The following is a 23,947-nucleotide window of genomic DNA, read 5'->3' as shown; positions in this document are numbered from 1 at the left end:
ATTGAAAACTATTATCAATTACTGTATGATATAAATATCAAAATGATAATAAATATCATATGAACATGAAATTCAATTTCGAAAAAATGCAACAGGAGATAAAAATGAAAAAAAGATATTTAATCATAATGTTAATTGGATTATCTTTAGTTTCTATATTTTTAGGAGCTAAAAATATAAATATAATGAATATTTTAAGTAGAGATCGAGAGGCTATACATCTTATGGTGGTAAGTAGACTCCCAAGATTAATAAGTATATTAATGGCAGGAAGTGCTATGAGTATATGTGGGTTAATAATGCAACAAATAAGTCAGAATAAATTTGTTTCTCCAACAACAGGAGCGACAATAGACTCTGCTCAGTTAGGTATAGTTATAGCTATGGTACTTATTCCAGGAGCGACAACAATGCAAAAAGCTATGGTATCTTTTGTATTTGCTTTGGGGGGAACATTCATATTCATGACATTTTTAAGAAATTTAAAAGTTAAAAGTGTAATATTTGTACCATTAGTTGGCATAATGTTTGGAAATATAATAGGATCAATAACGACTTACATAGGATATGAATTTGAAATAATGCAAAATGTTGGTTCTTGGATGCAAGGTAATTTCTCCATGATTTTAAAGGGAAATTATGAATTATTATATTTAGCCATACCACTTATGATTTTAGCATTTGTATTTGCTCATAAATTTACAGTGGCAGGTATGGGAGAAGACTTTGCAACGAACTTAGGTCTTGATTACAAAAAAATAGTTAATCTTGGCCTTGTAATAGTTTCAATAGTCACAGTATGTGTAGTAATAACAGCAGGAGAAATTCCTTATATAGGATTAATCGTTCCTAATATAGTTTCTTTATATAAAGGTGATAATGTTCATGAAAATATATGGGATACAGCCTTATTTGGAGCAATATTTGTTTTAGTTTGTGACATAGCAGCTAGAGTAATAATTTATCCATATGAACTTTCTGTTGGACTTACAGTTGGAGTTATAGGAAGTGTCATATTCCTTTATTTAATATTAAGGAGGAAGTCATATGCAAGCTGATTTAGAAAATAAAAGTTATGTAAATAAAAATGTAAAAAATAAAAAACAAAAATTAAATATGCATATAGTTATTTTATCTTTATTAATTTTAATTTCTTGTGTATTATTCTTAACTCTTGAAATTAATTCTGGAAGTATGGAATATGCTTTGTCAAAAAGAATACCAAGATTGATAGCAATAGTAGTTACAGGTGGATGTATAGGTTTTTCAACAATAATATTCCAGACTATAACAGACAATAGAATACTAACACCTAGTGTAATGGGAATAGATTCATTATATGTATCAATCCAAACAGTAATAATATTTGCTTTTGGCTCAAGTAGTGTATTTGCTTCAAATCAAAAGTTAAACTTTTTGATATGTGTAATATTTATGGTTATTGGTTCTTTGGCTTTATACAAAATAGTATTTAAAAGAGAAAATGCAAATATAATGTTTGTATTATTAGTAGGAATGATTTGTGGAACATTCTTTAAAAGTTCGTCTTCATTTATGCAAATGGTAATAGATCCAAATGAATATTTAGTACTTCAGTCAAAACTATTTGCAAGCTTCAATAATGTAAATGTGGACATATTACTTTTATCAATAATAGTAATACTTTTGATAATTCCTTTTGTAGTTGATGATATTAATTATTTTGATGTAATGAGCTTAGGAAAAGATCAAGCCATAAACTTAGGGGTGGATTATGATAAGCTAATGAGAAAATCATTAATAATTATATCAGTATTAATAGCAGTATCAACAGCTTTAGTTGGACCAGTAACATTTTTGGGATTATTAGTAGCAAATGTTGCTCGTGAAATGATGCAAACATATAAACATATCTATTTAATAATTGTATCAGTGCTTGTTAGTATATTTGCTTTAGTATTTGGCCAATTAGTGATAGAAAGAGTATTACATTTAACTACACCAGTTAGTGTAATAATAGATATGATAGGTGGAATTTACTTTATGTATCTACTTTATAAGGAGAGCAAAATATGATCGAAGTAAGAAATTTAAGCAAACAATATAATGATAAAAATGTGATACATAATGTATCTCTTAAAATAGAAAAAGGAAAGATAACTTCTTTTATAGGTCCCAATGGAGCTGGTAAAAGTACTGCTCTTTCTATGATAACAAGACTTATGAAAAGAGATAGTGGACAAGTTTTTATAGAGGGAAAAGAGCTCGAAAGTTGGGATAAAAAAGAATTATCTAAAAAGATAGCTATATTAAAACAGTCTAACAATATAAATATTAGACTTACGATAAGAGAACTAGTAAGCTTTGGTAGATTTCCATACTGTGATGGAAAGCTTAAAGAAGAGGACTTAAAGTATGTTGAAGAAGCAATAGAATATATGAGGCTTGCTGATATACAAGATAAATATTTAGATGAGCTAAGTGGTGGACAAAGGCAAAGAGCTTATATAGCAATGGTTATAGCCCAAGGAACGGAATACATATTCTTAGATGAGCCACTTAACAATTTAGACATGAACAACTCTGTTCAAATGATGAAAGTTCTTAGAAAACTTTGTGATGATTTAGGTAAAACAATAGTACTTGTTATGCATGATATCAACTTTACATCTTGTTACTCAGACTATATTATCTGTTTAAAAAATGGAGTTATAGCTAAAGAGGGAACTGTAGGTGAAATAATTAATAAAGAAACTTTAGAGAATATTTATGAAATGGACTTTAAAGTAGAAGAAATAGATGGTAATAAAATAAGTATCTATTTTTAATAAGGTTTAAAATATACTGGTTTATGCCAGTAAAAAAATATAAAATAAATGATAATGATTATCTATATCGAAAAGGAGAGATGGCAAAATGAACAAAAAAATAGCAATAATAATCAGTATAGTTATAATAGCAACAATAGGTATATTCTCAATAGGAATGAAAAAAGAAAAAAATACTGAGTCAGATAGTAAAGCAACAACTACAGTATCAGTGACTGATGCTAATGGTGAAAAAGTTGAATTAAATAAAAATCCAGAAAGAATAGTAGTATTTGATTATGGTGTTGCAGATATATTAAAGAATTTAGGTGTTGATATAGTTGGATTACCTAAAAATGGAACTTTACCAGAGATATTATCAGTTTATGCAGATGATAAATACACAAATGTTGGTGATTTAAAAGAGCCTGATTTTGAAGCAATAGAAGCATTAAATCCAGATTTAATAATAATAGGAGGAAGACAGGCAGAGCAAATAGATTCATTTAAAGAAATAGCCCCAACAGTATATTTAGCAGTAAATGGTGAAAACTACATGGATTCATTCTCAACGGTAGCAACAGATATTGGGAACTTATTTGATAAACAAGATGAAGTAAAAAAAGCATTAAATGAAATAGAAAAGAAAGTAGCAGATTTAAAGAAAGTAGTAAGTAAAAAAGGAATATCAGCTTCAGTAGTTATGTCAAATGAAGGTAGTGTAAGTTTATTCTCACAAGCTTCAAGATATGGACTAATATATAGTGACTTAGGATTTAAACAATTAGATAAAAATATAGAAGAATCTACTCATGGACAACAAATAACATTTGAATATTTCTTAGAAAATAATTCAGATTATGTATTTGTTGTGGATAGAGGATCAGTAACAGGTAAAGGGGAGAGTGCACAAACTTTATTTGATAATGAAATAATGAACAAAACAGATGTTGCTAAAAATGATAAGATAGTATACTTAGATTCTGTAGTATGGTATACAATGACTGGTGGTATAGAATCAACAAATATAATGATAGATGAAATAGCAAAGGCAATAAAATAATATACTCATCTGATTAAAAATTAAGATTATAATGCAAATAAACTTTAAAAGCTATGAAATTTAATTAAATTTCATAGCTTTTTATTTATGAATACTAAAAAACTCAAGACTTATTATAGAAAAAAGAGGGTATCTTAACACAATTCTAAAACATCTATAATAAGGATTTTTTTGTTTGAAAAATATTACTTAAAAAAATAGGCAAAATAATAAGAGGATATATTTTAAATATAAAGCGAGGTGTATATTATGGAAAACATATTAAGATATTATTTAATGCCCCACCCACCTTTGATAATCCCATCTGTGGGTAAGGGACAAGAAAGAGAGATACAAAGCACTATTGATGCTTGTAATCAAGTAGGAGAAGAAATAGGTAACTTAGAGCCAGAAACTGTAGTAATTATAACTCCTCATGGAACTATGTTTTCAGATGTTTTTGCAATTTCCAATGAAGAACATATAAAGGGAGATTTTAGTCAGTTTAGAGAATTTGACACTTACATAGAAGGAAAAATTGATAAAGAATTTAATGAAGAGTTAATTAATACTTGTGATACAGAAGATATACCAGTAGCAGGAATAGATTCAAATATTTTGAAAAAATTTAATAGAAAATATGAGCTAGACCATGGAGCTATGATACCTATGTATTTTATAAACAAATATTATAAAGAATATAAAATAGTTCATGTTACATATGCAGCCCTTAGCGATATTGAACTATATAAGTTCGGGATGGCAATAAGGAGAAGTGCAAAGAATCTAAATAAAAAGATTGTGTTAGTTGCAAGTGGAGATTTGTCTCACCAATTAAGTGAGGATGGACCTTATGAATATTCGCCAGAAGGTTCAAGATTTGATGAGTTATTATTAGATAATCTACAAAAAGGTGATGTGTTAAGCATATTTAATATGGATAAATACATGGTAGAATGTGCAGGAGAATGTGGATTAAGATCTGTATTTACAATGCTTGGAGCTATGGAAGGAGAAGAAGTTAAGGGAAAATTATTATCATACGAAGGCCCTTTTGGAGTAGGATATGGAGTCATGGCTTTTAATAATGAGTTAAAAAACCATAGCAATTTTGAAGAATTAATTAATATGAAAAAGGAGCTTTATAACAAAAAAGTAAAGAGCAGTAACTTATATGTAAAATTAGCTAGGGAAAGTTTAAATCATTATTACACTTATGGTCATCTTATAACAAAACCAAGTGAACTACCAAAGGAACTTTGCAAAGAAAAAGGTGGAGTATTTGTATCTTTAAAAAAATTTGGAAATTTAAGAGGTTGTATTGGAACTTTCTTGCCAACAACAGATTCCATAGCAGAAGAGATAATAAAAAATTCGGTGGAAGCCGCCATTCATGATCCAAGATTTCCAATGGTTACAGAAAATGAATTATTAGATATTGACATATCAGTGGATGTACTTAGTAGACCACATAAATGTACAAAAGAAGAATTAGACCCTAAAAAATATGGAGTTATAGTTATACAGGGATATAAAAAAGGCTTACTACTTCCTGATTTAGAAGGGGTAGACACTGTGGATTATCAACTTCAAATAGCTTGTGAAAAAGCTGGTATAAACCCACATGAAGAATATGAAATAGAAAGATTCCAGGTGACAAGATACAAAGAAGGTGAATAGATGGAAGAAAAACTAAGATTTTATAATGATGAGGGATGTTATATAAAATGTTATCTTTGTCCTCATAACTGTTCTTTAAATGAAGGAAAATTTGGAGTATGCAAACTCAGAACTGTAAAAAATAATATACCTATTGTTATAAATTATGGAGAAGTAACTTCTGCAAATATGGATCCAATAGAAAAAAAGCCATTGTATCATTTTAAGCCAGGAAGGGATATTTTATCTGTGGGAACTTTCGGATGTAATATGAGTTGTAGTTTTTGTCAAAATCATGAGATATCACAGAATAAACCTTCATCAGAATTTATTGATATAGATAAACTTATAAATTTAATAATAAATATACCAAACAATGTGGGTATAGCATTTACTTATAATGAACCTTTTATGTGGTATGAATATGTTTATGATGTAGCTAAAAAAATAAAAGAATACGATAAAAGTATTAGTGTAGTTTTAGTGACTAATGGATTTGTAAATAAAGAGCCTTTAGAAGAGATTTTACCATATGTTGACGCAATGAATATAGATCTAAAAGGATTTACAAAGAAATATTACAATGAAATTTGTGGAGCTACAATGGAACCAGTTTTAGAAACTATAAAAATAGCTAGTAAATATACTCATGTAGAAATAACAACTTTAATGGTTAGTGATGCAAATGATTCAGTAGAAGAAATAGTTGGAATTGCAAAGCTTTTATCAGCTATAGATAAAAACATTCCTCTCCACCTAAGCAGATATTTCCCACAATATAAAATGAAAAATCAGCCTACATTAGTGGAAAATATTATGAAAGCAAAAGAAGAAGCTAAAAAATATTTAAATTATGTGTATGTGGGAAATGTAGCAGGCGTAGATAATAACACTTATTGTCAAAACTGTGGATATAATCTTGTAACTAGGGATATTTACACAACAAATGTTCATATTAAAGGTGATAAGTGTCCTAATTGTAAAGAATATATAAATATAATATCTTAAAACAAGGTCCTCTTTTTAAGTAATTAAGAAATAGAAAAGAGGGCTTTTTTAGTACAAAAATGGTAAAGATTTTTATATTAGAATGAAACTTCCTAAGGAGAAGTATTTGATTATAACTTAAAATATAATATAATTAAGAAGAATATAGTTACAATGAATTAAAAATGTTATAAATTGGGGAGACGAGGATGAAAGTTACAATCAAAGATGTAGCCAAAGAAGCTAATGTTGCTGCTTCCACAGTATCTAGAGTACTTTCGGATAGTAGCAAGATTAGTGAAAAGACAAAAAAAAGGTTTGGGATGCAGTAAAAAAACTAAATTATGTCCCAAATGAAATGGCGAGAGGTCTGGCAAACAAAAGAACGAAGATATTAGCAGTAATTATACCACAATGGATTTGTGATTCCTTTTACCATCCTTTCTTTCTTCAAGTTTTTAGAGGTATAAGCAATTGCGCAAAAGATAGAGATTATTTTATCATGTATGCTTTTAAAGAAGATGATGATACCTGGATTAATAGGTTTATACAAAGCAACTTTGTTGAAGGAATTTTATTATTTCACGAGGAAGAAGATAAAATCACTACTGAGTTTTTAAAGGATACAGAATTTCCTTTTGTTTCAGTAAGTATAAATCAAGATTTAGAAAATGCACTATTCTTTGAAGATGAAGATGAGAAGTCCATACATGAGGCAAATGGAAAATATTTAGGTCAATATGTAGCTAAAATAATGATGGATAAATTGGAAAGCAAAGATCCAGGTGAAAAGTATTATATAATAAACACTAAGTTAATTGAAAAAGAATCTTTAGTAGATAAAATGAAAAGTAAAGTTTTATATAATAGAAAAATTTAAAAGTAAATCAATAAATATATACAGCAAATTGGAGGATTATTATGAAGAAATATTCGCTAGGAATTGATATAGGTGGGACTACAGTAAAACTTGGTTTATTTAATATTGAAGGTGAATTATTGCATAAGTGGGAAATTGAAACTAGAAAAATTGACAATGGAAAATACATTTTTTCTGATATTACAGAGTCAATAAATAGCTTATTAGAAGAAAGAAATATATCTAAAGATGAAGTATTAGGAGCTGGAGTTGGAGTGCCAGGACCTGTAAGAGATGATGGAATTATATTAGGAAGTGTAAATTTAGGATGGCCAGTATTTAACGTGTCAACAACTTTAGAAGAATTGCTAAATATTCCTATAAAAGTGGCAAATGATGCAAATATTGCGGCACTCGGTGAAATGTATAAGGGTGGAGGAAAAGGTTACAAAAATATGATAATGGTTACTTTGGGAACTGGAGTAGGTGGCGGAGTTATTATAAATAATAACGTAATAGCTGGTGATACTGGTTCTGGTGGAGAAATTGGTCATATGAATGTAAATCCTCATGAAAAAATAAGCTGCAACTGTGGTAGAAAAGGTTGTTTAGAACAATATGCTTCAGCAACTGGAATAGCACGATTAGGAAGAGAAATTTTAGAAAAGGAAAGTTGCGGGTCTAAATTAAGAAATATTGAAAATATTACAGCTAAATATGTATTTGATTTTGCTAAAGAAAATGATGAATTGTCTGTAAAAGTTGTAGAAAAGTTTAGCTCTATCTTAGGTCGTGCTTTATCAAATATAGCTTGTATTTGTAATCCAGAAGTCTTTGTAATAGGTGGTGGAGTTTCAAAAGCAGGAGATATGTTATTGAATAACATAAAAAAATATTACTCACAAAATGCCTTTCATGCAACTGCTGATACAGAATTTAAATTAGCAACATTAGGAAATGATGCAGGTATATTTGGAGGAGCAAAACTAGCGAGTGAAATTTAATATTTAGAAATTTAATTAGTATGCGAAAAAATGCATACTAATTTTTTGTGAATATTTAGTATAAAGACAAAATGTTAAATATGTGTTAAATGAGCTATATACAGAATTGTAAATATAAGGAGGTGAATAATAATGAAAGTTAACTTTGATAAATTAACGGATAAATACAAAGAAGAAGTAATGTAAATTTATAATTATTATATTGAAAACACCTATGCAGCTTATCCAGGAAGTCGATTACCATCTAGATTTTTTGATAAATTAACAGAAGAAATAAATGGATATCCGGCCTATGTAGTAAAAGACAGTGATAAATTAGTAGGGTTTTGCTTCTTAAATTTTTATAAGAATTATAGTACATTTAAAGAAACAGCTGTAATTAATTGTTTTTTAACTTATGAAGTGAAGGGATTAGGCATAGGAGATTATTGTTTGAAAAAGCTAGAAGAAGATGCAAGACAGTTAGATATAAAAAATATTAATGTAATGAAAATTATAAAAGAAGGAAATGCTATATTTGAAGCCTAGTTTAATGACTTAACCACATTTTAGAAAGGAATATCACATGGAAATGTAATATTCCTTTTTTATTGTTATAAAAAAGTTAGAAAATTTATTGAAAATCATAGAAAATATTTATATAATATAAGTAATATAAAAATAATTTATACAATAAGTGAAAATAATTTTTATATCGTATTTTTCTAGTAAACAAATATGTTAATAAAAATGCATATTATGAAGGTTGATTACTGCGGGAGAGACTTATTAAATTAAGAGCCGAAGGAATAATTTAGTACTAAGCGAGTGCTAAAGATGATCTCAGGCAAAAGGACCGTAGTAGGACTTAACTCTGGAAAGCAAATAATACAACATGATAAAGCATATTGCACCGAAGGGGCAACTCTTTTAGAGGAAACTCTCAGGTTAAATACAGAGCAGAAAGCTATCTTACTTTCTGCTTTTTTTGTTGCAAAATTTTATTATTTTAGCACATCTATCACCATGTCGTATATAAGGTATTTCAAAAGATTTAAATAAAAAAGATTTATAAGTCTTAAATGGGCTTTTAAATAATTATGTTAAACCTAGTTAGAAATTAAAATATTTGGAGGTGATTTTTTTGAAATTAGAATTAGGATATGTAAAGATAAATGACATATGCTTTTCAGATGTTTCAAAAGTAGAAAATGGTGTTATCTATGTTAATAAGCAAGAATTAATAGACTTATTAATGGAAGATGAAAATATTAAATCTGTAGATTTAGATATTGCTAGACCGGGAGATAGTACGCGTATAATGCCAGTTAAAGATGTTATAGAACCAAGAGTTAAGGTTGAAGGACCGGGAGGAATATTCCCAGGCATGATTAGTAGAGTTATTACAGTAGGTAGTGGAAAAACTAATGTACTTAAAGGTTCAGCAGTAGTTACAACAGGGAAGATAGTTGGATTCCAAGAAGGTATTATTGATATGAGCGGTGAAGGTGCAAAATACACTCCATTTTCAAAACTTTGTAACTTAGTAGTAGTTTGTGAGCCTATTGATGGTTTAAAACAACACAACCATGAAGCAGCTTTAAGATTTGCTGGATACAAAGCAGCCACATATTTAGGTAATTTGGCAAAAGATATTACTCCAGATGAAACAGAGGTTTATGAAACAGATTCAATAATTGAAGGATATAAGAAATACCCAGAACTACCAAGAGTAGCTTATGTATATATGCTTCAAACTCAAGGATTATTACATGATACTTATGTATATGGTGTAGATGCTAAGAAAACTATATCTACTTTAATTTATCCAACAGAAGTAATGGACGGAGCAATAATAAGTGGTAACTGTGTTTCTGCGTGTGATAAAAATACAACTTATCACCATTTAAATAATCCAGTTATTCATGATTTATTTGAAAAGCATGGTAAAGAGTTAAACTTTGTTGGTGTAATAATAACAAACGAAAATGTTTACCTTGCTGATAAAGAAAGATCTTCAAACTGGAGTGCAAAATTAACTGAATTCTTAGGCGTAGATGGTGTAATAATTAACGAAGAAGGATTTGGTAACCCAGATACTGACTTAATTATGAACTGCAAGAAGATAGAAGAAAAAGGAATAAAAACAGTAATAATAACTGATGAATACGCAGGTAGAGATGGGAAATCCCAATCATTAGCTGATGCTGATTCTTTAGCAAATGCAGTTGTAACAGGGGGAAATGCAAATGAATTAATTACTCTTTCGCCAATGGATAAAGTAATAGGATATGCAGCAGTTGCTGATGTTATAGCTGGTGGATTTGATGGAAGCTTACAAAGCGATGGATCAATAGTTGCAGAACTTCAAGTTATTACAGGTTCTACAAATGAAATAGGTTTCAATAAATTAAGTGCAAGATAGGTAGAGAGGGGGTTTGAAGATGATAAAAGTTGTTCAATATATAAATCAATTTTTCGCACAAATAGGTGGGGAAGAAATGGCTCATGTTAAACCTGAAGTTAGAGAAGGTATAGTAGGGCCAGGTACTGCTTTTAATGCAGCATTTAAAGGAAAAGCTGAAATAGTAGCTACAGTAATATGTGGTGACTCTTATTTTAATGAAAATTTAGAAGAAGCTAAAAAAGTAGTTTTAGATATGGTTAAAGGCTATAACCCAGATGTATTTATAGCAGGACCAGCATTTAATGCAGGTAGATATGGTGTTGCTTGTGGAACTATAGCTACTGCTGTTAAAGAAGAATTAGGAATACCTTCATTAACTGGCATGTACGTAGAAAACCCAGGTGCCGACATGTTCAAAGACAAAGTTTACATGGTAGCAACTAAAAATTCTGCAGTAGGTATGAGAGATGCTGTAAAAGTTATGGCTCCTCTTGCTCTTAAACTTGCAAAAGGCGAAGAAATAGGTGCATCTATTGAAGAAGGATATATACCAAATGGTATAAGAAAGAACTTCTTTGACACTGAAAGAGGATCTAAGAGAGCTGTAGATATGTTAATCAAAAAATTAAAAGGCGAAGAATTTACAACTGAATATCCAATGCCTGATTTTGATAGAATAGCTCCAAATCCAGCAATTAAAGATTTATCAAAAGCTAAAATAGCCCTTGTTACTTCTGGTGGTATAGTTCCAAAAGGAAATCCAGACCATATAGAATCTTCAAGTGCATCTAAATATGGTAAATATGATTTGAACAGATTTAAATTATTATCTAGTGCAGATCATCAAACAGCTCATGGTGGATATGACCCAGTTTATGCAAATGATGATCCAAACAGAGTTTTACCAGTAGATATAATGAGAGAATTTGAAGAACAAGGTGTAATAAGAGAACTTCATAGATATTATTATTCAACAGTAGGAAACGGAACTTCAGTTGCAAATGCAAAAGGATTTGCTGCAAAATATGCAGAAGAATTGAAGGCTGATGGTGTGGACGCTGTAATCCTAACTTCTACGTGAGGTACTTGTACTCGTTGCGGTGCAACGATGGTAAAAGAAATAGAAAGAGCTGGAATACCTGTAGTACACATTTGTACAGTAGTTCCTATTTCATTAACAGTTGGTGCTAATAGAATAGTTCCAGCTATAGCTATACCTCATCCACTTGGAAATCCAGCACTACCATTGGAGGAAGAAAAGAAAATAAGAAGAAATCTTATAACAAAAGCTTTTAAAGCATTACAAACTGAAATAGAAGATCAAACTGTATTCGAATAAAATTTAAATCATGTTTACATTGAGCAACATCTTAACTACATATCTTGCTCAATGTAAACATATAAAAATAAAATTTAGATCAGGAGGTATTTCTAATGAGTATATTAGAAAAAAAGAAAGTTATCATAATTGGTGACAGAGATGGTATACCTGGTCCAGCAATAGAAGAATGCGTTAAAACTGCAGGTGGAGAAGTTGTATTTTCTTCAACTGAATGTTTTGTCTGAACTGCTGCTGGAGCAATGGACTTAGAAAACCAAAAAAGAGTAAAGGAATTTGCTGAAGAATTTGGTGCAGAAAATGTTGTGGTTTTATTAGGAGCAGCTGAAGGTGAAGCAGCAGGTCTTGCTGCAGAAACAGTTACGGCTGGTGACCCAACATACGCAGGTCCATTGACAGGAGTCCAGTTAGGACTTCAAGTATATCATACTTGTGAACCACAAGTAAAAGAAGAATTTGATTCTAGCATTTATGATGAACAAATAGGAATGATGGAAACGGTACTTGATGTTGACGATATAGTTAATGAAATGACAGCTATAAGAGACCAATTTTGTAAGTACTAAAAGTTGAAAATAAAAGGTTATAAATAGTCATCCTTAACATATAAATTAATAAATATAGAAAAAAATAAAAATATTGAAAAATATAAAAAAAATTGTTGCTTATTATAGATATAATTAATTATAATCTAATTAAAATAGAAAAAAATTATAAATGAATAGAAACTTTAAATGAATGAGTAATAAGACGATTATTATATTGCAGAATAATTAGAATAATACAATTATTATATTAAGGATGACTATTACGGGAGAGACTTGTAAAAAAGCGCCGAAGGAATAAGCCAATATTAAGCGAATGTTGGTGATGATCTCAGGCAAAAGGACCGTATTACGACTTAACTCTGGAAAGCAAGACATCATTAAGTTTAATCAATAAATATATGCACCGAAGGGGCAACTCTATGCGAATAGAGGAAAACTCTCAGGTTAAATACAGAGCAGAAAGCTAGGGGCTTTCTGCTATTTTATTGCAAAAAAATAGAACTGTTCTGGGGGATATAAAATGATAATAACTAACAACAATAAAGTATATGAAAAATACAAAAGTGATTATAAGATTTATTATAAGGAATGTTCTTTTAAAGAAATCTTACTTTATGTAAGAGATAGAGTTCATGAAGGACATATACTTTTAACTCACCCTTTGTCTAGTAGCATAAAACCAAATGAAACTCCATATAAATCAGTCCTAATATCTGATTATAAAGAATCCCTAGATTACAAATCTTTAACGATTATTGAAAATGCAATTTTAACATATGACAAATTTAAAAAAGATAAAGATTATACTGTTGAATTAACAGATCGAATAATGAATGATTTTAAAATTGTAGATTTATCAATAATTGAAAATGCTCTTAAGTAAATAGAGTATATTTAGCAGAATTTATTATTCCATAGAAATAGTAATATGTTTTAATAGCGCTTATTGTGCTTTTAAATAAATACCTAGTTCAAGTAAATAAAATTTTTGTAAAGTAAATAAAATTTTTGGAGGTGATTTTTTTGAAATTAGAATTAGGATATGTAAAAGTTAAAGACATATGTTTTTCTGATGTTTCAAAAGTGGAAGATGGAGTAATTTATGTTAATAAGCAAGAGTTAATTGACTTATTAATGGAAGATGAGAATATTAAGTCAGTGGATTTAGAAATAGCAAAACCAGGGGATAGTATTCGTATTATGCCAGTTAAAGACGTTATAGAGCCAAGAGTTAAAGTTGAAGGACCAGGAGGAATATTCCCAGGCATGATAAATAAGGTAACAACAGTGGGCTCGGGGAAAACGAATGTGCTTAAAGGTTCTGCTGTAGTAACAACAGGAAAAATAGTAGGTTTCCAAGAAGGAATAATAGATATGAGCGGTGAAGGTTCTAAATATACACCTTTCTCAGGGTTAAATAACTTAGTAGTAGTTTGTGAACCAGTAGATGGTTTAAAACAACATAATCACGAAGAAGCTGTAAGATATGCAGGATATAAAGCAGCTATATACTTAGGAGAGTTAGCTAAAGATATAACTCCAGACGAAGTAGAAGTTTATGAAACAGATTCAATAATAGAAGGATACAAAAAATACCCAGAACTACCAAGAGTAGCTTATGTGTATATGCTTCAAACTCAAGGATTATTACATGACACTTATGTTTATGGAGTAGATGGTAAGAAAACTATATCTACTTTAATAAATCCAACAGAAATAATGGATGGTGCAGTAGTAAGTGGTAACTGTGTTTCTGCATGTGACAAAAATACAACTTATCATCACTTAAATAACCCAGTTATACATGATTTATTTGAAAAGCATGGTAAAGAATTAAACTTTGTAGGGGTAATCCTTACTAATGAAAACGTTTATCTTGCTGATAAAGAGAGATCTTCTAACTGGAGTGCTAAATTAGCAGAGTTCTTAGGAGTTGATGGTGTAGTTATAACTCAAGAAGGATTTGGTAATCCAGATACAGACTTAATAATGAACTGTAAGAAGATAGAAGAAAAAGGAATAAAAACAGTTATAGTTACTGATGAATATGCTGGTAGAGACGGAAAATCTCAATCATTAGCTGATGCGGATCCTTTAGCAAATGCAGTTGTTACTGGAGGAAATGCAAATGAGGTTGTCACTCTTCCTCCAATGGATAAAGTAATAGGATATCCAGAAGTTGCAGATGTTATAGCTGGTGGATTTGATGGAAGTTTACAACCAGATGGATCAATAGTTGCAGAGCTTCAAGTAATAACTGGAGCTACTAATGAACTTGGATTTAATAAATTAAGTGCAAGATAGTGAGAGGGGGGTTTGAAGATGATAAAAGTTGTTCAATATATAAATCAATTTTTCGCACAAATAGGTGGAGAAGAAATGGCTCATGTTAAGCCTGAAGTAAGAGAAGGTATAGTAGGGCCAGGTGCTGCTTTCAATGCAGCATTTAAAGGAGAAGCTGAAATAGTAGCTACAGTAATATGTGGAGACTCTTATTTCAATGAAAACTTAGAAGAAGCTAAAAAAGAAGTTTTAGAAATGGTTAAACAATATAACCCAGATATATTTATAGCTGGACCAGCATTTAATGCAGGTAGATATGGTGTTGCTTGTGGTACTATAGCTACAGCTGTACAAGATGAGTTAGGAATACCATCCTTAACAGGTATGTATATAGAAAACCCAGGGGCTGACATGTTCAAACAAAAAGTTTACATGGTACCAACTAGAAACTCTGCAGTAGGTATGAGAGACGCTGTTAAAGTTATGGCACCTCTTGCACTTAAATTAGGTAAAAAAGAACCTATAGGAGCATCAAAAGAAGAAGGATATATGCCAAATGGTGTAAGAAAGAACTTCTTTGATAGTGAAAGAGGATCTAAGAGAGCTGTAGATATGTTAATCAAGAAATTAAAAGGCGAAGAATTTACTACTGAGTATCCAATGCCTAATTTCGATAGAGTAGCTCCAAATAAAGCTGTTGTTGATTTAAGTAGTGCTAAAATAGCTTTAGTTACTTCTGGAGGTATAGTTCCAAAAGGAAATCCAGATCATATAGAATCTTCAAGTGCTTCTAAATATGGTAAATATGATATAGGTTCATTCAAGCATTTAAGCAGCGCTGATCATGAAACTGCTCATGGTGGATATGACCCAGTTTATGCAAATGAAGAACCAGACAGAGTTTTACCAGTAGATGTACTTAGAGAATTTGAAGAGCAAGGTGTAATAGGAAGTTTACATCAATACTTCTACACAACTGTTGGTAATGGAACTGCAGTTGCAAATGCTAAGAAGTATGCTGCTGAAATAGCTAAAGAATTAGTTGCAGATGGTGTTAATGCTGTAATCTTGACTTCTACATGAGGTACTTGTACTCGTTGCGGTGCAACGATGGTAAAAGAAATAGAAAGAGCTGGAATACCAGTAGTACACATGTGTACAGTAGTTCCTATTTCTTTAACAGTTGGAGCTAATAGAATAGTACCAACTATAGCTATACCTCATCCTCTTGGAAATCCAGCATTATCATTAGAGGAAGAAAAGAAAATAAGAAGAGAATTAGTTACAAAAGCATTAAAAGCTTTACAAACTGAAGTTGAAGACCAAACTGTATTTGAATAAGAATTAAGATATATTTACTAGCCTTTTGGAGGGAATATAATGAGTAAAATATATGATGTTATAGTCATAGGAGGAGGTCCTGCAGGACTTTCAGCTGCATTATATGCAGGAAGAGCAAGACTAAGCACTCTAGTATTAGAAAAGAAAAAAGAAGGTGGCCAAATAGCCCTAACTTCTGAAGTAGAAAACTACCCAGGATGCTTAGAAGGCGAATCAGGACCATCATTAATAGAAAGAATGCATAAGCAAGTATTACAATTTGGCGCTGAATTCGCTATTGATGATATAGAATCAGTTAATTTAGAAGGTTCTGTAAAAGAGCTAAAAGGTAAAAAAGGTACTTACCAAGCCAAAGCTGTAATAATAGCTACAGGTGCTTCATCAAGACCAATAGGTTGTGCAAATGAAAGAGAATATATAGGTAAGGGTGTATCATACTGTGCTACATGTGACGGATCTTTCTTCGAAGATTTCGATATATATGTAGTTGGTGGTGGAGACACAGCAGTTGAGGAAGCAATGTTTTTAACTAAGTTCGGAAGAAGTGTAACATTAATACACAGAAGAGATGAACTTAGAGCTGCTAAATCTATACAAGATAAAGCATTTAAAAATCCTAAGATGAAGTTCATGTGGGATACAGTAGTTAAAGAGGTATCAGGAGATGGAATATTAAGTACTATGGTTGTTGAAAATGTAAAAACAGGTGAATTAACCACTATAGAAGCTGACGAAGAAGATATGACGTTTGGATTATTCGGATTCGTTGGATATGTTCCAAAAACAGATATGTTTAAAGATATACTAACTATGGAAAAAGGTTATATAGTAACTGATGAAGATATGAAGACTAATATAGATGGAGTATTTGCTGCAGGAGATGTTAGAGTTAAGTCTCTAAGACAAGTAGTAACTGCAGCATCAGATGGTGCTATAGCAGCTGTTCAAGTTGAAAAATATATAGAATCTTTAGACTAATGGGGAGGTAAAAAATGTTAGTAGTAGATAAGAATACTTTTAAAACAGAAGTTCTTGAAAGTGAAGGATATGTATTGGTAGATTTCTTTGGTGATGGATGCGAGCCATGCGCGGCATTAATGCCTACAGTTGAGTCTTTAAGTGAAAAATATGGAGAACAATTAAAGTTCACTAAATTGAATACAACTAAAGCAAGAAGACTTGCTATAAGTGAAAAAATATTAGGTTTACCTGTTATTGCTATATATAAAGATGGAGCTAAGGTTGAAGAAGTAGTTAAAGACGATGCAACTGAAGAAAACATCGAAGCAATGATCAAAAAATATTTATAATCAAAAATTGTTTTAAAGGGTTAAATATGAACCCCTTGAAAATAAAAAAATAAGGACAGGAGGTATTTCTAATGAGTATATTAGAAAAAAAGAAAGTCATCATAATCGGTGACAGAGATGGTATTCCTGGTCCAGCAATAGAAGAATGTGTTAAGACAGCTGGTGGAGAGGTTGTTTTCTCTTCAACTGAATGCTTTGTCTGAACTGCTGCTGGAGCAATGGACCTAGAAAACCAAAAAAGAGTAAAAGAATTTGCTGAAGAATTTGGTTGTGAGAATATTGTTGTTATGTTAGGTGCTGCAGAAGGTGAAGCTGCAGGACTTGCTGCAGAAACTGTAACTGCAGGAGACCCAACATATGCAGGTCCATTGACAGGAGTCCAGTTAGGACTTCAAGTATACCATGCTTGTGAGCCACAAGTAAAAGAAGAATTTGATGCTGGTATTTATGACGAGCAAATAGGTATGATGGAAATGGTATTAGATGTTGATGATATAGTAGGTGAAATGTCATCTATAAGAGAACAATTCTGTAAATATTAAGAAAATCTATAAGGATTAAAATAATTTAGCTAATCGATGAAGAGTATTTTAAACTTTTATCGATTAGCTAATTTCAAAATAGGGGGAACAATATGAATAGTGTATTAAAAGCAGCAGGATACATACTTGCTCATACTCCTGATATGGTAATTCATAACGGGACTACTCAAACTACTGAGAGAGTAGTTAATCCAGATTCTGAGTATTTAAAAGTATTAAAAGATCATATAAGAACTTATGATGAAGTGGTAAAATACCCACCAAATCAAGCCTATATAGGAAATATAACTCCAGATGAATTATCAAAATATGCAATGCCTTGGCATGATAAAGAAACTCCAGATGCTAGTAAATATGGTAAGTTTGGAGAAATAATGCCACAAGAAGAGTTTATAGGGTTAATGCAAATATGTGATGTATTTGATTTAGTTAAATTAGAAAAAAACTTTGCATCTTTAAGCAAGAATTTATTAAACGAGAACAAGTTAATTTCATCTGATTTAGTTGGTAAAATTAAAGAAGGTGAAGAATTAGATACTATAATGAAATTTATAGAAGAAGAACATGCAGAACCTTTATATAATAATGGAGAAGTAGTAGGTTGTGTAAAAAATGCTCATGATGTAGACACTAACTTATCTGCTCATGTTTTATTTGAAAATTTAGTATCAAAAGCTTCTTGTGCTTTCTCTATAATGAATATGCTTGATAAAAACAATGTAAATAAAGATGATATAGATTATGTTATAGATTGTTGTGAAGAAGCGTGTGGTGATATGAACCAAAGAGGTGGAGGAAACTTTGCCAAAGCTGCTGCTGAAATAGCAGGACTTAACAATGCTACAGGATCGGACGTTAGAGGATTCTGCGCAGGACCTGCTCATGCTATGGTTCACGCTGCTGCTCTTGTGAAAAGTGGTACATTCAAAAATGTAATAGTTTGTGCTGGTGGTTCTACTGCAAAACTTGGCATGAATGGAAAAGATCATGTTAAAAAAGGTATGCCAATACTTGAAGATATGGTTGCTGGATTTGCAGTATTAGTAAGTGAAAATGACGGCGAAAGCCCAGAGATAAGAAATGATATTGTAGGACGTCACACTGTAGGAACTGGTTCTTCTCCTCAAGCAGTAATTAGTTCCTTAGTTAGTGTGCCGCTTGAAAAAGCTGGATTAAAAATAACTGATGTACAAAAATATTCAGCAGAAATGCAAAACCCAGATATAACTAAGCCAGCAGGAGCTGGAGATGTACCTAATGCTAACTACAAAATGATAGGTGCGCTAGCTGTTAAGATGGGTAACTTAGATAGAAAAGAATTACCTTCATTTATAGAAAATCATGGTATGGTAGGTTGGGCTCCTACTCAAGGACATATACCATCAGGAGTACCTTATCTAGGATTTGCTAGAGAAGATATAATGGATGGTAAAGTTAAAAATGCCATGATAGTTGGTAAAGGAAGTTTATTCCTTGGAAGAATGACAAATTTATTTGATGGTATATCATTTGTAATAGAAGAAAATCAAGCTAAGAAATTCCAAGATTTAGAAGAAGATGAAGCGGCAGTAGATGTAAAAATACCTAAAATAGCAATAACTACTATAGGAAGCGAACATGGTGAAAAAAATGTAATTGAAGGAGCTTTAAAAGCTATTAAATCAAACATTTCTGTTACTACGATAGGTAGTGAAAGTGCTGAAGGTTTAAAACATGTTAAAACTGATTGTGAAAAAGAAGCACATGAATTAATGGAAAATCTTTTAGACAGCAAAAAAGTTGACGGGGCAGTAACTATGCACTATCCATTCCCAATAGGAGTATCTACAGTAGGTAGAGTAGTGACGCCTGAAAAAGGAAGAGAAATGTTCATAGCAACTACTACAGGAACTTCTTCTGCTGATAGAGTAGAAGGAATGGTTAAAAATGCTATCTACGGAATAATAACTGCTAAAGCTTGTGGAATCAAAAATCCAACAGTTGGAATAGCTAACGTAGATGGTGCTAGACAAGTAGAAATAGCTCTTAAAACATTAAAAGAAAAAGGTTATGACATAAATTTTGCACAGTCTGATAGAGCAGATGGTGGAGTCGTTATGAGAGGTAATGACTTAATGATAGCGTCAGCTGACGTAATGGTTACTGATTCATTAACAGGAAACTTATTAATAAAAATGTTCTCTGCTTATAATTCAGGTGGAAAATATGAATCTGTAGGATATGGATATGGACCAGGAATAGGCAAAGATTTCAATAAATTAATAATGATCATATCAAGAGCATCAGGTGCACCAGTTATAGAAGGAGCAATCAAGTTTGCAGCTGAACTTGTGAATAACGATGTTCACAATATATCAAAAGAAGAATTTGCAAAAGTTGAAAAAGCTGGGTTTAACGAGGTTCTACAAGGACTAAAAAAATCTAAACCTCAAGCATCTTCAGAAACTGAAGAAAAGATAGAAGCACCAGAAAAAGAAGTTGTAACAGAGCAAATATCTGGAGTAGATGTAATGGATTTAGAATATGCAGTAGAGGTTTTATGGAAAAATAAAATTTATGCTGAAAGCGGGATGGGTTGTACTGGACCAATAGTATTAGTTAGTCTTGCTAATGTGGAAAAATCTAGAGCATTATTAATAGAAGCAAAATTCATAAGTGAATAATACTAATTAAGGAGTTATATTTTAGATGTAGTAAAATCTCATCTTAAATGCAACTCCTTTTTTATTTCTGATCTAATTAAATTTAACAAATTGAGCTGTTTGAATAAAAAAAGGAAAACGATTCTTCTAATTCGGTTATATTAAATGCTATAAAAGTACTGACTAATTTAGTATAATTAAAAAATCAGTTAAAATTAGGAGGTATAATATGGGAGAATATTTAAAGAAAATAGTAGTAATTACATTTACTATATTAATAGGAATGAACTTATTTCCATATGAAATTTATGCAAGTGAAAAAAGAAACGTATTGTTTATAACTACTTATAGCTCCTGTACTTCAGATTTTGAAAAAAGAATATCAGGCATAAAAGAGGGTTTAGAACAAGGTATAGATTTACATACTAAATATTTTAGTGAAAGTATTATTGAGAATAAAGAAGAACAAAAATATTTTGTTGATGAGTTAAAGAATACATTACAAGAAGAACGTTATGATGCGATAATAGTAGGGGATTATTACACATTGAAATTTGCAATAAAAAATAGAGATGAAATTTTAAAAGATCTACCTATTATTTTTTTTGGTGTATCAAATAATGAGATAATTGAAGAAGCTATTAGTAAAGATAAAATTACAGGAGTAAAGCAAGCTCTCTCTATTGAATCTACAATAAATTTAATTAGAAAGTATCATCCTTTTACAAACAATATAGTGGTAATAAATAATTATGAAGATAGTAAAGAAATAGAAGCATTAAAAAATGAAATAATACCCAAATTTAAAGATATAAATTTTAAGTTTATATATACAAGTAAATTATCAGAAAATGAATTCAAAAAGAAAATAAAACATTTAGATGAAAATAATGCAATCTTAACCATATATCCAAATGATTTTAAAAACTCTAATTGGATAAGTGATAATGATATAAATGAACTAATTAATGAAACTACTAATAACATTCCTATATATAACTTAGTAGAAGAAGGAATCGGAAGTGGGAGTATAGGTGGGAAAGTAGTAAGTATATATAGCCAATGTAAAAAGGTAGGAGAGATAGCTAGAGATTTTATTGAAGGGAAAAAAGTAAAGCCGTTGTATATAAGTGACAATGATGCAAATAAATATATGTTTGATTATATTAATATGAGCAAGTCTCAGATTAAACCGAATATGCTTCCAGAAGATAGTAAGTTAATTAACTCACCAAAGGATTTTATAACTTTATATAAGGGAGTATTTATATTTATAATATTATTTGTTGTTGCATTAATAATAGTTATAATTACTCTTATACGATATTTAGCATATAAGAAAAAACATGAAGAAATTCTTAAAAAAGCGATGAAAGAAATTGAAGAAATAAATAAGCTTAAAAATCATTTTATAATTAATATGAATCATGAATTAAAAACACCTATAACTGTAATAAACTCTGTAATGCAATTAACTAAATATGTGAAAAAGCAAGATGAAAAATATTTTATAAGCGAGAAGAACATCGTTTTGGTTGAAGATAACTGTCAAAGGCTTTTGAAATTAGTTAATAATATAATAGACCTAGAAAAAATAGACTCACAAGAGATTAATTTAAATATGGAAAATGTAAATATAGTTGAAGTAATAGAAGACACAGTGCTGTCAGTTGTTCCATATGCACAAGCTAGAAATATAGATATAACTTTTGATACAAAAGAAGAAGAGATAATTATGTCTGTAGATAAAAATAAAATAGAAAGAGTAGTGCTAAATTTATTATCTAATGGTATTAAATATTCAAAAGAAGCAGGATTTGTAGATGTAAGGGTATATGTATGTGAAAATAATTTACATATTGTAATAGAAGATGATGGTATAGGAATTGATGATGAAAACTTAAATAAAATATTTGATAGATTTGTAAGAGTGGATAATTCTTTAGCTAGAACAAATGAAGGTAGTGGAATAGGGCTATCTATCGTTAAAGCCTTTGTAGATTGCCACAACGGAAATATAAGCGCTAAATCCATAAAAAATGTAGGCACAAGTTTTATAATAAATATTCCTATAGTGATAAAGAATTACAATGATGGAAATGATGTTAAACAAATAAGTACAGATAATTATATTAAACAAGAATTGGCTGACATATATTTATAAAATTTTATAGATAGTAAGGAAATAAATTATTATATTGAAAAATTTTCCAGTTTAAAACTTTATTTTTTGTTTTAAAAAAGTATATCTATGTGCTAAAATAAAAAAAGGTTGTATACAAGATACAAAATGTAATAAATGACGAATAGGAGACATAGGTAATGAATGAAGAAACAATTCAATTATTAGCTCATAAAGCTGAAGATAAAATTAATACGCTTAATGAGAGTAAATTAAAGTACTTAGTACTATCAATATTTGCAGGAATGTTTATAGGACTTGGATGCATATTAATATTTACTATAGGTGGACAATTACATGCAGGAGAATCACCAGCAACGAAAATAGTTTCAGGGATGTCATTCTCATTTGCACTAAGCGCAATTATAACACTAGGATATGAGCTATTTACAAGTAATACAATGATTATGACTATGGGAAGTTTAGCAAAAGTTACTAGTGTAAAAGATGGAATAAGAATAATGGGATATAGCTACTTTGGTAACTTCTTAGGAGCAATACTTGTATCACTTTTATTTGTAGGAACTGGTTTTGCATCTAGTGGACATACGATGGATTATTTTGCATACTGTGGCGCTTATAAAGTCGCAGCACCAGCTCTACAACTATTCTGCAGAGGGGTTTTAGCTAACATATTAGTTTGTGCAGCTGTACTTGCAGCTTACAAAACAAAAGATGAAATGGCTAAGATAGCTATAGTATTTTTATTGATATTTGCTTTCGTAACAAGTGGATTCGAACACTGTATTGCTAATATGACTACTTTATTAGTATGTTTATTCTCACCAGTGGCTAATGATGTTACAGTAGCAAATGCTTTATACAGTATGTTATTTGTTACATTAGGTAATATAGTTGGTGGAGCAGGGTTCTACGGATTCTTAACTTACTTTATGTCAAAGAAAAAAGAAAATAAAACTATTGAAACAGTTAGCAAAGCTTGCTAATTATATATAAAGACCTTCTTTGTTTAAACTGCAAAGAAGGTCTTTTTTATTGCAACAGATTCAAGTGTAGTAATCAATTATATATGTATT

At 30.4% G+C, this 23,947-nt stretch carries 22 protein-coding genes and 2 riboswitches; all 22 genes read left to right on the top strand.

The features are described from left to right. Window positions 1-104: 104 nt before the first annotated feature. Window positions 105-1,058: an ABC transporter permease gene (locus K0039_RS16675; RefSeq protein WP_228106202.1), complete on the top strand. Its 954-nt coding sequence runs from the start codon at window positions 105-107 to the stop codon at window positions 1,056-1,058. Continuing rightward, window positions 1,048-2,055, top strand: a complete 1,008-nt coding sequence (locus tag K0039_RS16670) for an iron chelate uptake ABC transporter family permease subunit (RefSeq protein WP_331476771.1) — start codon at window positions 1,048-1,050, stop codon at window positions 2,053-2,055. Before K0039_RS16675 ends, K0039_RS16670 begins: the two co-directional genes overlap by 11 nt. Beyond that, entirely contained in the window at window positions 2,052-2,807 is a 756-nt protein-coding gene (locus K0039_RS16665) for an iron ABC transporter ATP-binding protein (RefSeq protein WP_228106201.1), read from the top strand. The genes K0039_RS16670 and K0039_RS16665 overlap by 4 nt, the downstream gene beginning before the upstream one ends. An 88-nt stretch (window positions 2,808-2,895) precedes the next feature. Continuing rightward, window positions 2,896-3,849: a siderophore ABC transporter substrate-binding protein gene (locus K0039_RS16660; RefSeq protein WP_228106200.1), complete on the top strand. Its 954-nt coding sequence runs from the start codon at window positions 2,896-2,898 to the stop codon at window positions 3,847-3,849. Between the two features lie 249 nt (window positions 3,850-4,098). Next, window positions 4,099-5,508, top strand: a complete 1,410-nt coding sequence (gene amrA, locus K0039_RS16655; RefSeq protein ID WP_228106199.1) for an AmmeMemoRadiSam system protein A — start codon at window positions 4,099-4,101, stop codon at window positions 5,506-5,508. Further along, the gene (gene amrS, locus K0039_RS16650; protein WP_228106198.1) at window positions 5,509-6,495 is read left to right on the top strand and encodes an AmmeMemoRadiSam system radical SAM enzyme; all 987 of its coding nucleotides are present in this window, start codon (window positions 5,509-5,511) and stop codon (window positions 6,493-6,495) included. A gap of 188 nt (window positions 6,496-6,683) precedes the next feature. Next, entirely contained in the window at window positions 6,684-6,806 is a 123-nt protein-coding gene (locus K0039_RS16645; RefSeq protein WP_228106197.1) for a LacI family DNA-binding transcriptional regulator, read from the top strand. Between the two features lie 26 nt (window positions 6,807-6,832). Further along, window positions 6,833-7,354: a type 1 periplasmic-binding domain-containing protein gene (locus K0039_RS16640; RefSeq protein ID WP_228106196.1), complete on the top strand. Its 522-nt coding sequence runs from the start codon at window positions 6,833-6,835 to the stop codon at window positions 7,352-7,354. Between the two features lie 41 nt (window positions 7,355-7,395). Next, window positions 7,396-8,337, top strand: coding sequence for an ROK family glucokinase (locus K0039_RS16635; RefSeq protein ID WP_228106195.1), 942 nt, complete (start codon window positions 7,396-7,398; stop codon window positions 8,335-8,337). Window positions 8,338-8,523: 186 nt separating this feature from the next. After that, complete coding sequence (locus tag K0039_RS16630; RefSeq protein WP_322789395.1) at window positions 8,524-8,865, top strand: GNAT family N-acetyltransferase; 342 nt, start codon at window positions 8,524-8,526, stop codon at window positions 8,863-8,865. A 217-nt stretch (window positions 8,866-9,082) separates the two neighbouring features. After that, window positions 9,083-9,185, top strand: a riboswitch (glycine riboswitch). Window positions 9,186-9,460: 275 nt separating this feature from the next. After that, window positions 9,461-10,741: a glycine/sarcosine/betaine reductase component B subunit gene (locus tag K0039_RS16625; RefSeq protein WP_228106194.1), complete on the top strand. Its 1,281-nt coding sequence runs from the start codon at window positions 9,461-9,463 to the stop codon at window positions 10,739-10,741. A gap of 13 nt (window positions 10,742-10,754) precedes the next feature. Further along, entirely contained in the window at window positions 10,755-12,062 is a 1,308-nt protein-coding gene (gene grdB / locus K0039_RS16620; protein WP_228106193.1) for a glycine reductase complex selenoprotein B, read from the top strand. 95 nt (window positions 12,063-12,157) lie between these two features. Continuing rightward, window positions 12,158-12,628 carry a glycine/sarcosine/betaine reductase complex selenoprotein A gene (grdA, locus tag K0039_RS16615; protein WP_228106192.1) on the top strand — a complete coding sequence of 157 codons (471 nt, stop codon included), beginning with the start codon at window positions 12,158-12,160 and terminating at the stop codon, window positions 12,626-12,628. 235 nt (window positions 12,629-12,863) lie between these two features. Next, a riboswitch (glycine riboswitch) is annotated at window positions 12,864-12,964 on the top strand. 166 nt (window positions 12,965-13,130) lie between these two features. Beyond that, the gene (locus K0039_RS16610; protein ID WP_228106191.1) at window positions 13,131-13,493 is read left to right on the top strand and encodes a GrdX family protein; all 363 of its coding nucleotides are present in this window, start codon (window positions 13,131-13,133) and stop codon (window positions 13,491-13,493) included. A 140-nt stretch (window positions 13,494-13,633) separates the two neighbouring features. After that, window positions 13,634-14,914 carry a glycine/sarcosine/betaine reductase component B subunit gene (locus K0039_RS16605; protein WP_228106190.1) on the top strand — a complete coding sequence of 427 codons (1,281 nt, stop codon included), beginning with the start codon at window positions 13,634-13,636 and terminating at the stop codon, window positions 14,912-14,914. An 18-nt stretch (window positions 14,915-14,932) separates the two neighbouring features. After that, the gene (gene grdB, locus K0039_RS16600) at window positions 14,933-16,234 is read left to right on the top strand and encodes a glycine reductase complex selenoprotein B (RefSeq protein ID WP_465245001.1); all 1,302 of its coding nucleotides are present in this window, start codon (window positions 14,933-14,935) and stop codon (window positions 16,232-16,234) included. 39 nt (window positions 16,235-16,273) lie between these two features. Further along, window positions 16,274-17,212, top strand: a complete 939-nt coding sequence (gene trxB / locus K0039_RS16595) for a thioredoxin-disulfide reductase (protein ID WP_228106188.1) — start codon at window positions 16,274-16,276, stop codon at window positions 17,210-17,212. 14 nt (window positions 17,213-17,226) lie between these two features. Then, window positions 17,227-17,544, top strand: a complete 318-nt coding sequence (gene trxA / locus K0039_RS16590) for a thioredoxin TrxA (RefSeq protein WP_018592758.1) — start codon at window positions 17,227-17,229, stop codon at window positions 17,542-17,544. A gap of 71 nt (window positions 17,545-17,615) precedes the next feature. Next, window positions 17,616-18,086, top strand: a complete 471-nt coding sequence (grdA, locus tag K0039_RS16585; protein ID WP_228106187.1) for a glycine/sarcosine/betaine reductase complex selenoprotein A — start codon at window positions 17,616-17,618, stop codon at window positions 18,084-18,086. 92 nt (window positions 18,087-18,178) lie between these two features. Further along, window positions 18,179-20,749 (top strand): glycine/sarcosine/betaine reductase complex component C subunit beta, encoded by a 2,571-nt coding sequence (grdC, locus tag K0039_RS16580; RefSeq protein ID WP_228106186.1) that lies wholly within the window; start codon window positions 18,179-18,181, stop codon window positions 20,747-20,749. A 208-nt stretch (window positions 20,750-20,957) separates the two neighbouring features. Beyond that, the gene (locus tag K0039_RS16575; protein WP_228106185.1) at window positions 20,958-22,892 is read left to right on the top strand and encodes a sensor histidine kinase; all 1,935 of its coding nucleotides are present in this window, start codon (window positions 20,958-20,960) and stop codon (window positions 22,890-22,892) included. Window positions 22,893-23,050: 158 nt separating this feature from the next. Continuing rightward, complete coding sequence (locus K0039_RS16570; RefSeq protein WP_228106184.1) at window positions 23,051-23,857, top strand: formate/nitrite transporter family protein; 807 nt, start codon at window positions 23,051-23,053, stop codon at window positions 23,855-23,857. Window positions 23,858-23,947 lie beyond the last annotated feature (90 nt).

The sequence above is a fragment of the Terrisporobacter mayombei genome, from assembly GCF_020748465.1.
Classification (GTDB): domain Bacteria; phylum Bacillota; class Clostridia; order Peptostreptococcales; family Peptostreptococcaceae; genus Terrisporobacter; species Terrisporobacter mayombei.
Note: the sequence above shows the minus strand (reverse complement) of the source record. Positions and strands in the feature narration are given on the sequence as shown.

Excerpts from the sequence above, each read along its gene's own strand:
- K0039_RS16675 (WP_228106202.1), top strand. The coding sequence starts at position 105 with ATGAAAAAAAGATATTTAATCATAATGTTAATTGGATTATCTTTAGTT.
- K0039_RS16670 (WP_331476771.1), top strand. The coding sequence starts at position 1,048 with ATGCAAGCTGATTTAGAAAATAAAAGTTATGTAAATAAAAATGTAAAA.
- K0039_RS16665 (WP_228106201.1), top strand. The coding sequence starts at position 2,052 with ATGATCGAAGTAAGAAATTTAAGCAAACAATATAATGATAAAAATGTG.
- K0039_RS16660 (WP_228106200.1), top strand. The coding sequence starts at position 2,896 with ATGAACAAAAAAATAGCAATAATAATCAGTATAGTTATAATAGCAACA.
- amrA (WP_228106199.1), top strand. The coding sequence starts at position 4,099 with ATGGAAAACATATTAAGATATTATTTAATGCCCCACCCACCTTTGATA.
- amrS (WP_228106198.1), top strand. The coding sequence starts at position 5,509 with ATGGAAGAAAAACTAAGATTTTATAATGATGAGGGATGTTATATAAAA.
- K0039_RS16645 (WP_228106197.1), top strand. The coding sequence starts at position 6,684 with ATGAAAGTTACAATCAAAGATGTAGCCAAAGAAGCTAATGTTGCTGCT.
- K0039_RS16640 (WP_228106196.1), top strand. The coding sequence starts at position 6,833 with ATGGCGAGAGGTCTGGCAAACAAAAGAACGAAGATATTAGCAGTAATT.
- K0039_RS16635 (WP_228106195.1), top strand. The coding sequence starts at position 7,396 with ATGAAGAAATATTCGCTAGGAATTGATATAGGTGGGACTACAGTAAAA.
- K0039_RS16610 (WP_228106191.1), top strand. The coding sequence starts at position 13,131 with ATGATAATAACTAACAACAATAAAGTATATGAAAAATACAAAAGTGAT.
- trxB (WP_228106188.1), top strand. The coding sequence starts at position 16,274 with ATGAGTAAAATATATGATGTTATAGTCATAGGAGGAGGTCCTGCAGGA.
- trxA (WP_018592758.1), top strand. The coding sequence starts at position 17,227 with ATGTTAGTAGTAGATAAGAATACTTTTAAAACAGAAGTTCTTGAAAGT.
- grdC (WP_228106186.1), top strand. The coding sequence starts at position 18,179 with ATGAATAGTGTATTAAAAGCAGCAGGATACATACTTGCTCATACTCCT.
- K0039_RS16575 (WP_228106185.1), top strand. The coding sequence starts at position 20,958 with ATGGGAGAATATTTAAAGAAAATAGTAGTAATTACATTTACTATATTA.
- K0039_RS16570 (WP_228106184.1), top strand. The coding sequence starts at position 23,051 with ATGAATGAAGAAACAATTCAATTATTAGCTCATAAAGCTGAAGATAAA.